17 protein-coding genes and 1 tRNA gene are annotated in these 14,491 nt (G+C 64.6%); 10 read left to right on the top strand and 8 right to left on the bottom strand.

Annotated elements, in window-relative coordinates:
• Positions 1-221: 221 nt before the first annotated feature.
• The 6 genes from G3N95_RS35870 to lepB all read left to right on the top strand — a co-directional run bounded on the left by G3N95_RS35870 (position 222) and on the right by lepB (position 6,828).
• Positions 222-2,030 carry an alpha/beta hydrolase gene (locus G3N95_RS35870; RefSeq protein WP_205974817.1) on the top strand — a complete coding sequence of 603 codons (1,809 nt, stop codon included), beginning with the start codon at positions 222-224 and terminating at the stop codon, positions 2,028-2,030.
• 24 nt (positions 2,031-2,054) lie between these two features.
• Positions 2,055-2,891: a class I SAM-dependent methyltransferase gene (locus G3N95_RS35865; protein WP_205974816.1), complete on the top strand. Its 837-nt coding sequence runs from the start codon at positions 2,055-2,057 to the stop codon at positions 2,889-2,891.
• A gap of 274 nt (positions 2,892-3,165) precedes the next feature.
• Positions 3,166-3,699: a flavin reductase family protein gene (locus tag G3N95_RS35860; protein ID WP_205974815.1), complete on the top strand. Its 534-nt coding sequence runs from the start codon at positions 3,166-3,168 to the stop codon at positions 3,697-3,699.
• A 408-nt stretch (positions 3,700-4,107) separates the two neighbouring features.
• Positions 4,108-4,851 (top strand): FCD domain-containing protein, encoded by a 744-nt coding sequence (locus G3N95_RS35855; protein WP_205974814.1) that lies wholly within the window; start codon positions 4,108-4,110, stop codon positions 4,849-4,851.
• A 120-nt stretch (positions 4,852-4,971) separates the two neighbouring features.
• Positions 4,972-5,976: a Gfo/Idh/MocA family oxidoreductase gene (locus G3N95_RS35850; RefSeq protein WP_205974813.1), complete on the top strand. Its 1,005-nt coding sequence runs from the start codon at positions 4,972-4,974 to the stop codon at positions 5,974-5,976.
• A 150-nt stretch (positions 5,977-6,126) separates the two neighbouring features.
• Positions 6,127-6,828, top strand: coding sequence for a signal peptidase I (lepB, locus tag G3N95_RS35845; protein ID WP_205974829.1), 702 nt, complete (start codon positions 6,127-6,129; stop codon positions 6,826-6,828).
• A gap of 49 nt (positions 6,829-6,877) precedes the next feature.
• Here lepB and G3N95_RS35840 read toward each other — a convergent pair whose 3' ends face one another.
• From G3N95_RS35840 to G3N95_RS35820, 5 genes are all read right to left on the bottom strand, one after another.
• Positions 6,878-7,912 carry a quinone-dependent dihydroorotate dehydrogenase gene (locus tag G3N95_RS35840; RefSeq protein WP_205974812.1) on the bottom strand — a complete coding sequence of 345 codons (1,035 nt, stop codon included), beginning with the start codon at positions 7,910-7,912 and terminating at the stop codon, positions 6,878-6,880.
• 111 nt (positions 7,913-8,023) lie between these two features.
• The gene (locus G3N95_RS35835) at positions 8,024-8,863 is read right to left on the bottom strand and encodes an arginyltransferase (protein ID WP_205974811.1); all 840 of its coding nucleotides are present in this window, start codon (positions 8,861-8,863) and stop codon (positions 8,024-8,026) included.
• 171 nt (positions 8,864-9,034) lie between these two features.
• Positions 9,035-9,772, bottom strand: coding sequence for a leucyl/phenylalanyl-tRNA--protein transferase (gene aat / locus G3N95_RS35830; RefSeq protein WP_205974810.1), 738 nt, complete (start codon positions 9,770-9,772; stop codon positions 9,035-9,037).
• Positions 9,773-9,788: 16 nt separating this feature from the next.
• Positions 9,789-10,334 carry an NUDIX hydrolase gene (locus G3N95_RS35825; protein ID WP_205974809.1) on the bottom strand — a complete coding sequence of 182 codons (546 nt, stop codon included), beginning with the start codon at positions 10,332-10,334 and terminating at the stop codon, positions 9,789-9,791.
• A 183-nt stretch (positions 10,335-10,517) separates the two neighbouring features.
• Positions 10,518-10,594 (bottom strand) — tRNA-Met (locus tag G3N95_RS35820).
• A gap of 256 nt (positions 10,595-10,850) precedes the next feature.
• On the opposite strand from G3N95_RS35820, the gene G3N95_RS35815 reads away from it, so the two are divergent.
• Both G3N95_RS35815 and G3N95_RS35810 read left to right on the top strand, forming a co-directional pair.
• The gene (locus tag G3N95_RS35815; RefSeq protein WP_205974808.1) at positions 10,851-11,348 is read left to right on the top strand and encodes a heme-degrading domain-containing protein; all 498 of its coding nucleotides are present in this window, start codon (positions 10,851-10,853) and stop codon (positions 11,346-11,348) included.
• Between the two features lie 3 nt (positions 11,349-11,351).
• The gene (locus G3N95_RS35810) at positions 11,352-11,690 is read left to right on the top strand and encodes a multidrug efflux SMR transporter (protein ID WP_205974807.1); all 339 of its coding nucleotides are present in this window, start codon (positions 11,352-11,354) and stop codon (positions 11,688-11,690) included.
• A gap of 27 nt (positions 11,691-11,717) precedes the next feature.
• Here the strand turns inward: G3N95_RS35810 and G3N95_RS35805 are convergent, their stop codons facing one another.
• A complete protein-coding gene (locus G3N95_RS35805; protein ID WP_205974806.1) occupies positions 11,718-12,071 on the bottom strand; it encodes a hypothetical protein in 354 nt (117 codons plus the stop codon).
• 136 nt (positions 12,072-12,207) lie between these two features.
• Complete coding sequence (locus G3N95_RS35800; protein ID WP_205974805.1) at positions 12,208-12,441, bottom strand: hypothetical protein; 234 nt, start codon at positions 12,439-12,441, stop codon at positions 12,208-12,210.
• Positions 12,442-12,615: 174 nt separating this feature from the next.
• Between G3N95_RS35800 and G3N95_RS35795 the strand changes: the two genes are divergently transcribed.
• Together G3N95_RS35795 and G3N95_RS35790 are read left to right on the top strand one after the other, a co-directional pair.
• The gene (locus G3N95_RS35795; protein WP_205974804.1) at positions 12,616-12,891 is read left to right on the top strand and encodes a hypothetical protein; all 276 of its coding nucleotides are present in this window, start codon (positions 12,616-12,618) and stop codon (positions 12,889-12,891) included.
• A 227-nt stretch (positions 12,892-13,118) separates the two neighbouring features.
• A complete protein-coding gene (locus G3N95_RS35790; RefSeq protein WP_012401047.1) occupies positions 13,119-13,406 on the top strand; it encodes a DUF1488 domain-containing protein in 288 nt (95 codons plus the stop codon).
• Between the two features lie 42 nt (positions 13,407-13,448).
• Here the strand turns inward: G3N95_RS35790 and G3N95_RS35785 are convergent, their stop codons facing one another.
• Positions 13,449-14,429 carry an NAD-dependent epimerase/dehydratase family protein gene (locus G3N95_RS35785; protein WP_205974803.1) on the bottom strand — a complete coding sequence of 327 codons (981 nt, stop codon included), beginning with the start codon at positions 14,427-14,429 and terminating at the stop codon, positions 13,449-13,451.
• Between the last annotated feature and the right edge of the window lie 62 nt (positions 14,430-14,491).

Here is a 14,491-nt window from a genome sequence, read left to right as displayed (position 1 = left end):
TACCCTTGTCCCGTCTCGCGCCGCCGCGATACTGCAATGCATCACATACGCGGCGGCAGTGTGCGGGGGCGCACAGAGCCGGGAGCGGCGAGCTTGCTTAAATGACCTTCGCGCCGGGCGTCCAGTGGTATGGACGCGCGCGCCTCTTCCCGTGCGGCGAGAAAGCCGGCTGACGCGCGTGGAAGCGCCACGTACCGGCACGGCCATCGCAAGGATCATCGATGAAACCTGTCGTCTTCGACGGCTGTTTCGGCTGGCTGCACGAAGCCGAAGGCGGCAGTGGCGTCGTACTGTGCAGTCCGTTCGGCTATGACGCGTTGTGCACGCATCGCGGCTGGCGGCAACTGGCGGAGCGCCTTGCGGCGGCAGGCATGCCCGTGTTGCGCTTCGACTATCCAGGCGCGGGCGATTCGCTCGGCGTCGAAGAGGATCCCGGCAGGATCGAAGCGTGGATCGCGAGCATTGCTGCCGCGGTCTCGTATCTGAAGGCGAGCACGGGCGTCGAGCGCGTGTCGCTGTGCGGCTTGCGGCTGGGCGCGACGCTCGCGGCGCTGGCGGCGGAACGCATCGGCGATGTCGACGGACTCGTGCTGTTGTCGCCCGCGTTGTCGGGCAGGAATTACGTGCGTGAATTGCGGGCTCACCGGCAAAGCTGGCTGAGCACGCCGGCCGGCATCAACGCCGTGCCGATTCCCGATTCGGCCGCGTATGTCGAGGCGTTCGGCTTCGGCCTGCACGGCGACGATATCGCGCGGCTCGGTGCGATCGATCTGCGCGAAAACACGCGCCGGCCCGCGCGCCGCGTGCTGATGCTCGATGCGAGCGATCGTGCGCGGGCAGGCGCGCTCGTCGATCACTATGCGGCGAACGGCGTGCTGATCGAACGTCAGTCGTTCGAGGAAGCCGATCGTTTTCTGATCGAGGCGTTGTACAGCGAGGAACCCGTCAACGCGTTCGAAGCGGTCACACGCTGGCTGCGCGAAGTGCCTGAAACGGCGTGCGCGGCAAAGGCGGCGCTGGCGACGGACGCAGCGCACGCAGCCGTCGAACTGCGCTTGCACGCGCAACGGGCCGTCGAGCGGCCGATCGTGTTCGGCGGTTACTTCGGCATCTATTGCAGACCGGATGCGCCGCGCGCGGATGCGCCCGCCGTCCTGTTCTTCAATACGGGGGCGAGCCACCATATCGGGGACGGCCGCATCTTCGTGCTGTTCGCACGCGAGCTGGCCGCGCAGGGCATTGCATCGTTGCGGATGGATCTCGGCGGACTGGGCGACAGCACGCCGCTGTCGGCCGAGGTCAATCTCGACACGATCTATTCGCAGCAGTCGTGCGCCGACGCGATGGCGGGCGCGGACTGGCTGGTCGCGCAGGGCTATGGGCAAGTGGTGACATTCGGCGTGTGCGGCGGCGCGTTCAACGGGCTGCATGCATGCGCGAATCATCCCGACATCGTCGGCGCGTTCGGGGTGAATCTGCAGAAGTTCGTCTGGGACGGCGCCGCGCGCACGCCCGGCACGGCAGGACTGGCATCGACACGCGTGTTGCGGCGCTCCGCGCTGAGTGCCGGCAAATGGATGCGCGTATTGCGCGGTGAAACATCGCTCGTGCGGATCGTGCGCGGTCTTTCCGAGCGGCTTTCACGCAGTCTGTTTCTACGCATCACGGATCTGATCGACCAGACAACAGGCGTGGCTATCGCACCGAACGAAGTGCGCAGGCTATTGCAGAAGATCGAGGCCAAACGGGCGGAAGTATGCCTGGTCTACGGGGATTACGACCTCGGCCTCGAAGAACTCAAAATCCAGTTCGGCGCGGGTTCGCGCCTGCTGCGGCGCTATTCGAGGGTTCGTGCAAAGACCCTGCCGCAGCTCGACCACGCATTGTTCACCCGGGAGGCGCGCAAGGCAGCCATGGAGGATGCGCAAGCGTGGTTCCGCGAGAGCTTTATCGCCACGCCCGTGGGCGGGGCGGTTTCGAAGGCTCCAGAATCAGCAGACAATCAAACGATAAGGTTTCAGGCGAGGTAGTGTCGCTAACTATGGAGCTTGAGGATGAATCTTCCAATTACGCTAGATCAGGTCAATCAGCGAACATGGAATTCGCGCGACGCAACACGTGAGTTCACCATGGAGAAGACCTGGAGCGATCCGGGTGAAGCGGCCGCATTCAGCTGGGTCGCGGACGAATGCCGGGACCAGCCGCTGCTTGACATCGGTATCGGCGCAGGGCGCACGATACCGTTGATGCATCAGATCTCGCACGACTACGTCGGGATCGATTACACGAAGAAGCTGCTCGACATGTCGCGTGCGCGCTATCCGGGCGTCGACTTGCGCCTGATGGATGCGCGCGACCTGTCGGCGTTTCCCGACGACCGCTTCGCGCTGACGACGTTCAGCTGGAACGGCATCGATTGCGTCGACTACGCCGATCGCGAGCGCATTCTTCGCGAGATGATGCGCGTGACCCGACCCGGCGGGCTCGTGTTCTTTTCCACGCACAATCGCGAGGGTCCGGGCTTTACCGAAAGCCCGTGGAAACTGCTGCCGCGTCTGACGGCGAATCCGCTGCGCTTCGGGTGGCGCTGCTGGCGCGCGGCACGGGTTCTGCCTCTCGCGACGTACAACTACTGGCACCACAAGAAGCTGCACCGCGATTTCGACGGCTACTCGATCAAGACGGCCGCCGCGCATTTCTTCGGCATTGTGATTGTCTACACCACGTTGCGCGCACAGCGCCGGCAACTGGCGTCGCTCGGCTATACGATCGATGCCGTCTTCGGCAGTTGCGAGGGCAACCGCATTTCCGCCGACGCGGAGACGAGCGACGCATGGTGGTTTCACTTCATCGCGCGCAAGCCGCTCGCGGCGCCACGCAAGGTCATCTGACGCACACGCTGCAGCACTTGCGTCCCGCAGTGTGTGCATGCGTACGGAAGCACCCGCGTTTGATCTGATTGAATGGGTTATCGCGCCGTCGAAGCTCATGATGTGCATGAGCCATCTGACTTCGACGCGCACCTTGCCCGCGCACCTTGCCCGAATAATCGTCAATGACCGACTTCATCCCGTTCGACAGTGTGGCTCGTGGCGCGCATCCGTTTCGCGTCGCGCGCTCCCGCATGCGCGGCGATGCGATGAGGGCGCTTCGAGGAGTGTTCCCATGAATGCGCGCACACTTCCCGTCAGCGACGACGACATCGTCGCGCAGCCGGCGCTCGACGAACGGCGGCTGCGGCACGCGCTCGGCCGGTTCGCGACGGGCGTCGTCGTGATCTCGTGCGGTAGCGGCGAATCGCTGCATGCGATGACGGCCAACGCGTTCATGTCGGGGTCGCTCAAGCCGCCGCTGATCGTCGTGTCGGTCGGCACGCGCGCGCGCATGCATGAAAGATTGATGGACGACACGCATTTCGGCGTGAGCGTGTTGTCGAACGAGCAGGAGCCGCATAGCCGTCATTTCGCGGGCGAACCGCAGACATGGCTGGTGCCCGGTTTTGCCGCCGTGGACGGACTGCCGGGCGTGATGCTGCTGGAGAGGGCAGTGGCACGCTTCGCAACCCGTATCGTCGACCGCCATCCATGCGGCGACCACACGTTATTCATCGGAGAAGTGCTGGTCTTTGCGCTCGACGAGCAGGCGCCGCTGGTGTTTTTCGGCGGACGTTATGGGTCGGTCGCAACGGACCGTTGCTGACGGAGGAGTATGAAGAAAGACAATCTGCGTACTGCGCGCTTTCAATGAGCGGACGAAATAAATCATACGGGTACCGTGCCTGTATGAGCATGCGGACTGCTAATTGATTCGATTGGTAACAAACGTAACGAATGTAACCGCAGTGGATTATCCGACGTATGCGTGCAGTACTTTCGATGAAATTTTTCCCCATTTCGCAGGGCGGTTGCGTTGTGCTTCAACACTTCGCTTCACGACGCGTTGCACGAACGAAACAATTCATCGGAGGGAATACCCTTTCGGGTGGTTTCCCGACTGGCGCATCCAGATAAAGCGAAGCAACGTAATGTTCGCAAAATAAGAAATGACACGAGGGCACGTGATCAACATTCATCGCAGGCGAGAAACGCCGCATCGGGGAGAAAGATGATGGAACAAACCAATAAAGAGCGGTCCTTGGTCAGCAAGGTCATGGATGGCCTCGTGACCGGGATCGTCGAAGAAAAATACGGTGCGGTCTTACCGCCGCAAGACGTATTGTCGAAGGAATTCGACGTCAGTCGCACGGTGATGCGCGAGGCGCTGTCGATGCTGCTCGCGCGGCACATGCTCGACGTGCGGCCCAAGATCGGCACGCGTATCAGGCCGATGCACGACTGGCGCATGATCGACGAGGACGTCGTGAACTGGCGCTTCCGTGCGAAGCCCGATCCGACGTTTCTGCGCGACGTGATCGAGTTCCGCGTGCTGATCGAGCCACGTGCGGCTGCGCAGGCGGCGACGCGCGGCAACGCCTCGGACATCGCTGCGATTCGCGATGCGTTCGAGGCTTTCCGCAACAGTCCGCCCGGCGAGCCCGGTCATCAGACGGCGGACGAGGCGGTGCATACGCGCATCGTGATTGCGAGCGGCAACCAGTTCTTCCAGCAGATGGCGGCGATCATTCGCGGCGCGCTGCAGGCGCTGAAGCCGCTCGTCGACCTGCCCACCGGTGCGTGGGAAGAAACGGTGCGGCTGCATTCGCGGGTCGTCGATGCGATCGAGCGGCACGATGCGAAGGAAGCGGAAGCGGGGTCGATTGCGCTGATCGACTTCTCGATGAGCCGCATGAGCGCCGCCGTGCCCGATTTGCCGGCGACGCCTGCAACTCCGGCAGCATCGGCGGAACAGTAGGACAAAGCAGGTTTCGGCACGGCATCGGCTGGCCGTGGGAAGGCGCTTGTCCGCAGTTTGATACGCGACATCGGCGACAATGTCGGCTGTCACTCACTGCATGGACACTTCGCACGACCGATGAGTAACGCAGCAACCCTCGACCCTTCCGGGCATCCCGCGACGATACGCTGGGGCATCGTTGGCACAGGCCGCATCGCCCATCGTTTCGCGCAAAGCCTCGCGCATGTTCCTCATACGCGGCTGACGGCAGTCTGGTCACGCCGTCGCGCTCCCGCTGAAACGTTTGCGCAGCAGCATGGCGGACAGGTGCTCGACAGCTTCGACGCGCTCCTTCACAGCGGTATCGACGCGCTCTACGTCGCGACGATGCAGGACAGTCACGCGCAATACGCGGCGGCAGCGCTCGAAGCCGGCATCCATGTGCTGTGCGAAAAGCCCGCTACGGTGAATGCGGCGCAACTGGATAGCGTGCTGGCGAGCGCGCGCGCCTCGCAGCGGCTCTTCATGGAAGCGATGAAGCCGCCGTTCTATCCGCTCTATCGGCAACTGCGCCAGCATCTTTCCGACGATCCCATCGGCGAAATCGGACTCGTGCGCGCGGGCTGCTCGGTGCCGGGCGTGCCCGACGATCATCCGTCGCTGTCGTTCGGGCACGCGGGCGGCGCGCTGCTCGACATCGGCATCTATGAGATGTTTCTGGCCGTCGACTGGCTCGGCGCACCGCTCGACGTGCAGACGCAGGGACGGCTCGGACCGACGGGCGTCGATACGTTCGCGAGCCTCAACAGCCGGCACGAGAAGGGTATCGCGCAACTCTTTTGCGGCCTCGATCTGTTCGGCAAGGGCGATGCGTTCATCGCGGGGACGCGCGGCAACGTCACGATTCACGAGAACTGGTGGAATCCGGCGCGCGCGACGGTGCGCTATGTGGATGGACGCGTGGTCGAACTCGATGCGCCCTTCGAAGGCGGCGGCCTGAACTACGAGACGGCGCATTTCTGCGATCTGATCCGCGCCGGGCAACTGGAAAGCCCGGTCATGACGCACGCGAGATCGAGCCAGATGATCGCAATGGCCGATGCGGCGCGCGCGGCGTTGGGACTGCGGTTCCCGTGCGAGTGAAACTGCGCGCCGGGGGCGCGTGGTGGTAGGATCGGCGCGGGCTGGTTCAGGGTCTTGTGGATGAAAACCCGGCCGGCCGCTATCGTTTCCCCATCGGTTTCCCATCACGTATGCAGGTTGTTTTCCATGTCGTTTGCGAGGAGCGCGATGATGCGCATGCTGGCCAGACTGTGGCGCGAGTACAAGAGTCTCGTCGCGTTCATCTTCCTGATGGTGCTGTTTCGCAGCGCGATCGCCGACTGGAACGTGGTGCCGAGCGGCTCGATGCTGCCCACCATCCGCGAGGGCGACCGCATTCTGGTCGACAAGATGGCCTACGATCTGCGCATCCCGCTCACGCACATCGCCATCGCGCATCTGCATGAGCCGCAGCGCGGCGATATCGTGACGATCGATTCGTCGGCCGCGCACGAGCTGATCGTCAAGCGGCTGATCGGGCTGCCGGGCGATGTCGTTGCGATGCGCGACAACGTGCTGTACGTGAACGGTTCTCGGGCGAGCTATCAGCCACTCGCGCTCGCGCCGCTGCCGGGCGATGCCGTGTCGCCGGGCGACTACCTGACCGAGCGCGTCGCGGGTGTGTCTCCGGGGTTGGCGCACGCGGTGCGGCTGTCGGAACTGGCGCCGAGTCCGCGCCGCTCGTTCGGTCCTGTGACCGTGCCGGTGGGCGAGTATCTGATGCTCGGCGACAATCGCGACGACAGCGCGGATTCGCGCTACTTCGGCTTCTTTCCGCGCGCCGAGCTGATGGGCCGCACGCGCCGCGTCGCGTTCTCGCTCGATCCGGACCACTACTACCGGCCGCGTTTCGATCGGTTCGGCGTGCGGCTCGATGCGGTGGCGGCGCGCTGAGGCGCGCTTTTGGGCGTCTCAGGCACGCCGCGGCGGCGCTGTTGCAGGCTTACGCTGCGCGCCTTGCCAGCGCCTGCGCGCATTCGGAGACGAGGGCAGGGCCTCGATAAATGAAGCCCGTATAGAGTTGCACGAGTGATGCGCCCGCATCGAGCTTGGCCTGCGCATCCGCGCCCGAGAAAATTCCGCCCACGCCGATGATGGGCACGTCGCTGCCCACTTCCGCGCGCAGCTTGCGGATCACTTCGTTCGATGCATCGAAAACCGGCCGTCCGGAGAGGCCGCCCGCTTCGTCCGCGTGCGGCAGGCCTTGCACGGCGCTGCGCGAAAGCGTCGTGTTGGTCGCGATCACGCCTTCGAATTTGTGACGCAGCAGCGTGTCGGCGATCGACTTCACCTGTTCGTCGTCGAGATCCGGCGCGATCTTCAGCGCGAGCGGCACGAGCTTGCCGTGCAGGTCGGCGAGACGCTGCTGCTTGTCCTTGAGCGCGGCGAGCAGCGCGTCGAGTTCGTCCGCGCCTTGCAGCTGGCGCAGGTTCTTCGTGTTCGGCGACGAGATGTTGACGGTCACATAGCTCGCGAACGGATACACGCGTTCGAGGCAGTAGAGATAGTCGTCGGCGGCGCGCTCAATGGGCGTGTCGGCATTCTTGCCGATGTTCAGCCCGAGCGTGCCGCGATAGCGCGCGGCCTGCACGTTCTTGACGAACTGATCGACGCCCGCGTTGTTGAAGCCCATCCGGTTGATCACGGCGTTCGCCTGCGGCAGGCGGAACATGCGCGGGCGCGGGTTGCCCGGCTGCGCGCGGGGCGTCACCGTACCGACTTCGATGAAGCCGAAGCCGAGCGCGGCCAGTCCGTCGATGCACGCGCCATCCTTGTCGAGCCCCGCCGCGAGGCCGACAGGGTTCCGGAACGTCAGGCCCATCACGGTGCGCGGCGAATCGGGCACGCGCGGCGCGAGCGCGCCCGCGACGCCGGTACGGCCGGCCGCGCCCAGCAGGCGCAGGGTGAGATGGTGAGCGTCTTCCGCATCCATGCGGAAGAGTTGGGCGCGTACGAGCGGATAAAGGGAACTGAACACGGCGGGACGCCTGGCGGCTGAAAAATGAGAACCCGCTATTTTAACGGCTTGGCGCCGCGGCGATGGGCGTTTCGGTTTTCGTGCGTGCGGAAGCGTCGGTGTGCCTGCGCTTCAGCCGCGATCGATGCGCAGTCCGCGTGTGCCGCCTTTCGCGGCACCGACGGGGGAGAGATCGGGCGCGACGGGATCGAGCACCTTCCACGTGCCGTCGAAGAGCCCTTCGAGCGGCGTGAAATTGGCCTTGTATGCCATCTTCGGGCTTTCGCGGATCCAGTAGCCGAGATACACGTGCGGCAGCTTCAGGCTGCGCGCCTGCTCGATCTGCCAGAGGATGTTGTAGGTGCCGTAGCTGGTGTGGGGCTGCTCGGGATCGAAGAACGTGTACACGGACGACAGGCCGTCGCCGAGGATATCGATCATGCTGACCATGCGCAGCGTGCCCGGCATATCCGGATGTCCGGCATAGCCGGGATTGGGCGGCTCGCGGAATTCGACGAGGCGCGAGTTGATCCGGCTTTGCAGCAGGAACTGCTCGTACTGGTCGCGGCTGTCGCGGTCCATGCCGCCGCCCGCGTGGCGCGCCGACTGGTAACGCATGTAGAGCGCGTAATGCTCTTCGTCGTAATGCAGCGGCGCGACCGTCGCGATCAGGCCGCCGTGTTTCTTCCACACGCGCCGTTGCGTGCGGTTCGGCGTGAAGCGCTCGACGGGCACGCGCACGGGCACGCACGCGCGGCAGCCATCGCAATACGGCCGGTAGGTGAACACGCCCGAGCGGCGAAAGCCGGCGCGAACGAGTTCGGTATAGACGTCGGAATTGATCAGATGACTGGGCGTCGCAACCTGCGAGCGTGCGACGCGCCCTTCCAGGTAACTGCAAGGGTAAGGCGCTGTTGCATAGAATTGCAGCGCCGAAAGCGGTGAAAGCGGCAGCTCATTCGGGTGAGTCACGTTAGCAGCTCTCGAAGCGTTTCTGGTTTTGCCAATCCGGCATGCTGCTGGCTGTGTCGCGGCAGCACGCGGAACTGCGCACTGGACAGTAGCTTGCAGTGTGCCCGACGGACACGTCCCTGATGCTCGACGTCGTTCATGCAGCGGCGTCGGCTCTCGACGCGGTATGCATCACTGCGCCGGCGCAAAAAGATCGCGCAGAACGGTCTTGTCGAACGACCAGGGAATCGGCGCCGAGTCGACGGCCGCGCGCACATGCGCGACGAACGCCTTGCGCGCGATCTCGCGGCCGCCCAGCGACGCCAGATGCGACGTGTTCTGCTGGCAGTCTATCATTTCTATTTCATGACGTCGCAAGTGGAAGACGAGCGCGGAGAGCGCAATTTTCGACGCATCGGTGACTTCTGCAAACATCGATTCGCCGAAAAACATCCTGCCGAACGACACGCCATACAACCCGCCGACGCGTTTGCCCGCGTGCCATGTTTCGATGCTGTGCGCGTCGCCGCGACGGTGCAGCGTCGAATACGCGTCGATCACGTCCGAGGTGATCCACGTGCCGCGCTGGCCGTGACGCGGCGCGAGTGCGCAGGACCGCATGACGGCCGGGAAGTCGGCGTCGACGCGGATTTCCCACGCGTCGTCGCGCAGCACGCGCTTGAGCGTCTTTTTCAGCGACGGGGAAATCTTGAACTCGCGCGGACGCAGGATCATGCGCGGGTCGGGCGTCCACCAGAGCACGGGCTGACCGTCCGAATACCACGGGAAAATGCCGCGCCGGTACGCGTCGATCAGTCTCGACGGCAACAGGTCCGCGCTCGCCGCGAGCAGGCCGGGCGCGCCGCTCGCCGCGGACAGCGCGCGTTCGACGGGCGGAAATGGATCGTCGGGGCCTAGCCAGGGAACCATGCGACCGCTGTCGTCGTCAACCGTCGCGCAGCGAGCGGAAGATATCGCCCGTGTGCAGGCCGTAATTGCCCGACGTGCGATCGGTGAAGAAGAAGCGCAGCGTCTGCGCGACGGTCGGGAACGCGATGTCGTCCCACGGAATTTCGTGTTCTTCGAAGAGGCGCACCTCGAGGCTTTCTTCGCCCGCCTCGACGTCGAGGTCGAGCAGCCGCGCGAGATAGAACAGATGCACCTGATGCACGTGCGGCACGTTCAGCAACGTGTACAGGTTCTGCACTTCGACGCGCGCGCCGGCTTCTTCCAGCGTCTCGCGCGCGGCGGCTTCCGAGGTCGTTTCGCCCATTTCCATGAAGCCTGCGGGCAAGGTCCAGAAGCCGTAGCGCGGCTCGATCGCGCGGCGGCACAGCAGCACCTTGTCGTCCCAGACGGGCACGGTGCCGACCACGTTGCGCGGATTCTGGTAGTGCACGGTGCCACAGCTCGCGCAGACGAAGCGCTCCCGGTTGTCGCCGGGCGGAATGCTCAGGCTCACTGCGTGGCCGCAGACGGAACAGAATTTCATAGGGAGGGGACGGAGAACGGTGATGGGAGTGTATCACCGGGCTGTGCTCCGACGATGACGTCGCAGGGGCGGGCGATCGCGATGGCGCGGCCCGGAACACGGGGCCGCGTTCCAAAACAAAAAACCCGCCATGGGCGGGTTTGATGGTGCGACGGTTCTTTGGAGCAAATGACCAGTGAGAACTGGTTGCGGGGGTAGGATTTGAACCTACGACCTTCGGGTTATGAGCCCGACGAGCTGCCAGACTGCTCCACCCCGCGTCCGTCGAAGAAAAGAGTATAGGGCATTCGCATGCCCGATGCAATCAGTTTTTAAGAAACGACAGGAAAGTGCGCGGCGAGCGCGGAATGCGACGGCCATCTGGCTTGCCGCGACACACCCATCCAATGCGCTTCGTTCCTGTGAGAGCATGGCCGCGTGGCGCCGGACGCCTGCGCTAGAATCGCCGTTCTCCCGTGCCGCGCGAGGTGTCGTATCGCGTGCGGTATGGCTCCTTCAACGCTCTCTCGACACGTCATGGACATCGCTCACGATTTGCAGTCGATCGTTGCGCAGGAACACGCGCTCGTCTTTCCTCACTTCGACGCCGATACCGCATGGCAACTCGGTGCGTATCTGCATGAGATCGCGAAGGCGCGCGGCCTCGCGCTCGCGATCGACATCCGCACGTTCGGCCAACCGCTGTTCTTCTCGGTGCTGGAGGGCGCAACGCCCGACAACGTCAACTGGGCGCGCCGCAAGGGCAATACCGTCGCGCATTTCCGGCGCAGCTCGTACGCGGTCGGCCTGAAACTTCAACAGTCGAACGCGACGCTTGCCGACAAGCACGCTCTGCCCGAATCCGACTACGCCGTGCATGGCGGCGCGTTTCCGCTGACCGTGAAAGGCGCGGGCGTGATCGGCTCGGTGACGGTGTCGGGCCTGCCGCAACGTGCGGATCACGAACTCGTCGTCGAGGCGCTGTGCGCGCACCTCGGTCATGAATACAGCAAGCTCGCGCTTGCGAAGGCATAACGCATGGGCGTGCCTCCCTATGTCCTGCTCGCAATCGCCATCGTCGCCGAAGTGATCGCGACTTCGGCGCTGCGCGCGTCAGATGGCTTCACGCGTCTCGTGCCCGCGGCAGTCGTGCTGCTCGGCTACAGCATTTCGTTTTACTGCCTGTCGTTGACGCTGAAGAGCCTGCCCGTCGGCATCGTCTACGCGATCTGGTCGGGCGTGGGCATCGTGCTGATCACGCTGGTCGCGATCGTGATGTATCGGCAGGTGCCCGATCTGGCCGCTGTCGCCGGGCTCGGTCTGATCGTCGCGGGCGTCGTCGTGCTGAATCTGTTTTCGAAGATGCAGGCGCATTGACGCCGCGCGCGGTTCAATCAAAGCAAATCACTTGCAGCGAATCACCATCGAGCGGTTCTTCACATTCGCCGACACGACGTTCGTGATGCTGCCGCCCGTGGTGCCGCCTTCGTCGTTGTCCTTCGACACGATGTCATAGCCCGTCGCGCCACAGGCCTTGCCGGCCAGCACGTAGCACGAGGCCCAGCTCGAGCTCGCGTCGGCGCCGCTGCAGGTGACCGCGAAGCCCGTTTCGCCGTTCGGCAGATTGATCAGCGAGGTCGTGTTCGACGACGCGCAGGCGCCAAGGCTCGCCACCGCGAGTGCCGCGAGCGGCAACGCGGCCGCCCGGATCGCGTGTGAGACAAAAGAGTGGCGCGCGCGCCGTTCGGTCGACTTCATTGTGTTTCCTTGCAGAAATAGGGTGTCACGGGAGAGCTGCGAGCAAGGCCGCCAGGCGGCGTTTCAACAGCCGCCTGAACGAAGCGCCGCAGACCGCGCGTCGCGCGCTCGTGGAGGAAGGCGAATCCCCGCGAACTCAGGCGTCTCGACTTTCGGGTCTGAGGCCGGGGTGTCCCGTTTCCGACAGATCGATGCGGATGCCTGCCTGGCCGACGGCACGCCGGCTGTCGGCGCCTTCTTCCGTCGCGGCGTCCTCCCAGATGCTGATCGCCTTCGGGATGTCCATCCCATGACCTTCGGCGTACGCGAACCACGCGTTGGCGGCGTCCGGTTCGGCGATCTCGCGCTCTCGAAGAAAATATTTTCCCATATCGTCGGTTCTCGTCCGGAAATTGCAGGAATGGCAGGCATCGCGCGAGTCGGCTGACCCGCATTGACCGCGCGCAGAACTTATCGCGCGAGGCGAGGACTTACCTGTATCGCACGTGGCGTGCCGCGTGCTGTCGATTCCATGACTGGCAGCAAGTTCGAACGAGGAGTGACTATGGCAGAGCGGGTGAGCGGCCCTTACCGGGGCTATTACATCAGCGCGTCGGCGCGGTTCGTGCCCGCGCACGAGCAGACGCGCCGCGCGGGCGAGCAGGAGGGGCTGTACGTCGGATCCGTCAGCCTGTCGGAACGCGGGCCGGACGACCCGCACCGGATGGAAACGCTGATCGAAATCGGTGACGAGCATCGCTTTGCGACGGAAGACGAAGCCCTCGTCTACGTCGAGAAAGCCGGCCGCGCGTATGTCGACCGTCTGCTGGACGGTGAATGAGCCCGTTGCCGGGTACGTCCATCGGATGCGCGCGGCGGCGTCAGACGCGCAGCACGCGGCGCGCGGCGCCGTGACAATGAAGCGGGTTCCGGCGATGCGACGCTGGACCGCCGTATGCCGCTACGAGTACCATAAAGCCCGCCGATCGGGCCCGTCGGCCGCCTCTCACGCGTCTTCACGCGCGCGGTCAACTGCCCATAACGCCGGATTGTCCCGCTGAGGTCATCATGGAGATTCGTTTTCCCACGGACGCGCCCGCTTACCGCGACTTCAACCTGACGCTGGTGTTTCCGGCGCTGGTCGACGGCGAACGGGTGCCGTGCGCGATTTCAGTCGAAGCGCTCGAAGATCATTTCGGCGCCGACACGAACGACACGGACGGCTGGCGCCGTGCGTTCGATGCAGGACGCGAGCGTATCGAAGCCGTTGCGCGCGAGCATCTGCTGATCAGCAACGGCACGCCCGTTCTGCTCAAGAGCGGCCACTTTCCGCCGGGCAATCTGGCGGGCAGCTGACGCACAGTCCATCCAGCGCGGCCTTGCAGGCGGCGCGGTCGATCACGCCGCCCGCGCGCCCGCCAGTTCGAAGGCGCGCTGCGCCGCCGCCAGCGACTGCGTGATTCCCGACTCGTAGGACGTCTTCACGACAGGACCGATCAGCTTCGTCAGCGCCGAATCGTCCAGCACGACGGGGTCCGTCAGCAGGTAATGCATCTCCACCAGTTCGCGCAGCATCGGGTTGAAGAGACCCATGACGCGCAACATCGTCTTGCCCGCCACCATCAGCCTGGGTTCGCGCTGCGCGAGCGCGTAGGCGCGTTCGGCGATTTCGCGTTGTGTGATCGTGCCCGCACCCGCCAGATGCAGCACGCGGCCGAACGCTTCGGGCGTACGCGACAGCCGTTCGACGACGGGTCCCACGTCGGGCATGAAGACGAATTCATGCGGCACGTCGATCGGGCCGATCATCTGCGCGCGCGAGCCACGCGCAGCGCCTTCGAACACGCCATGCAGAAAGCTGCGTTCGACGCCAGGGCCGTAGAAATCCGGCAGGCGCAGCACCAGCGTTTCGAGTCCGCCGTGCCCATGCGCGTCGATGACGAGATTCTCCTGCGCGAGCCGCATCTTGCCCTTGAAGGTATGCGGTTCGCGCGGATGCGATTCGGTGACGGGCAGGGCGCGCGGACGCCCGTACGGATACACCGTGCCGATCAGGATCAGGCGCTGCACGCCCGCCGCGCGCAAGCCGTCGAGCGTTTTTTGCATGAGCACGGGATGCCTGTCGAACTGGTGATACGGCACGCCCACGAGATACACGGCCGTCTGCAAGCCGGCTGCCGCAGCGGCGATCGTAGCGGGTTCGTCCGGGTTCCACGTGACGATTTCGGCGAGTGGATCGTGTCCGAACGACGCCTGCAACGCTTCACGACCACGCCCGATCACGCGATAGCGACGGCCCGCCGCGCCGAGCGCGTGGGCGATGCTGCGTCCGGCCGCGCCCGCTGCGCCGAATAGTCCGATCTGTGCTGCGTTTTCCATGACGTCTCCCATCGAGCGCGCCCTGTTCCAACGCGTGGCTGAGCGCAAGAAATTTACTGAAC

The organism is Paraburkholderia sp. Tr-20389, from assembly GCF_017104565.1.
Classification (GTDB): domain Bacteria; phylum Pseudomonadota; class Gammaproteobacteria; order Burkholderiales; family Burkholderiaceae; genus Paraburkholderia.
This window is presented reverse-complemented; position numbering and strand designations above follow the sequence as displayed.

What these genes read in the sequence shown, in the direction of transcription:
- G3N95_RS35795 (WP_205974804.1), top strand. Translation starts at nt 12,616, where the DNA reads ATGGCAGAGCGGGTGAGCGGCCCTTACCGGGGCTATTACATCAGCGCG.
- G3N95_RS35800 (WP_205974805.1), bottom strand. Translation starts at nt 12,441, where the DNA reads ATGGGAAAATATTTTCTTCGAGAGCGCGAGATCGCCGAACCGGACGCC.
- G3N95_RS35870 (WP_205974817.1), top strand. Translation starts at nt 222, where the DNA reads ATGAAACCTGTCGTCTTCGACGGCTGTTTCGGCTGGCTGCACGAAGCC.
- G3N95_RS35785 (WP_205974803.1), bottom strand. Translation starts at nt 14,429, where the DNA reads ATGGAAAACGCAGCACAGATCGGACTATTCGGCGCAGCGGGCGCGGCC.
- G3N95_RS35855 (WP_205974814.1), top strand. Translation starts at nt 4,108, where the DNA reads ATGGAACAAACCAATAAAGAGCGGTCCTTGGTCAGCAAGGTCATGGAT.
- G3N95_RS35865 (WP_205974816.1), top strand. Translation starts at nt 2,055, where the DNA reads ATGAATCTTCCAATTACGCTAGATCAGGTCAATCAGCGAACATGGAAT.
- G3N95_RS35850 (WP_205974813.1), top strand. Translation starts at nt 4,972, where the DNA reads ATGAGTAACGCAGCAACCCTCGACCCTTCCGGGCATCCCGCGACGATA.
- G3N95_RS35815 (WP_205974808.1), top strand. Translation starts at nt 10,851, where the DNA reads ATGGACATCGCTCACGATTTGCAGTCGATCGTTGCGCAGGAACACGCG.
- G3N95_RS35790 (WP_012401047.1), top strand. Translation starts at nt 13,119, where the DNA reads ATGGAGATTCGTTTTCCCACGGACGCGCCCGCTTACCGCGACTTCAAC.
- lepB (WP_205974829.1), top strand. Translation starts at nt 6,127, where the DNA reads ATGCGCATGCTGGCCAGACTGTGGCGCGAGTACAAGAGTCTCGTCGCG.
- G3N95_RS35825 (WP_205974809.1), bottom strand. Translation starts at nt 10,334, where the DNA reads ATGAAATTCTGTTCCGTCTGCGGCCACGCAGTGAGCCTGAGCATTCCG.
- G3N95_RS35810 (WP_205974807.1), top strand. Translation starts at nt 11,352, where the DNA reads ATGGGCGTGCCTCCCTATGTCCTGCTCGCAATCGCCATCGTCGCCGAA.
- G3N95_RS35860 (WP_205974815.1), top strand. Translation starts at nt 3,166, where the DNA reads ATGAATGCGCGCACACTTCCCGTCAGCGACGACGACATCGTCGCGCAG.
- aat (WP_205974810.1), bottom strand. Translation starts at nt 9,772, where the DNA reads ATGGTTCCCTGGCTAGGCCCCGACGATCCATTTCCGCCCGTCGAACGC.
- G3N95_RS35805 (WP_205974806.1), bottom strand. Translation starts at nt 12,071, where the DNA reads ATGAAGTCGACCGAACGGCGCGCGCGCCACTCTTTTGTCTCACACGCG.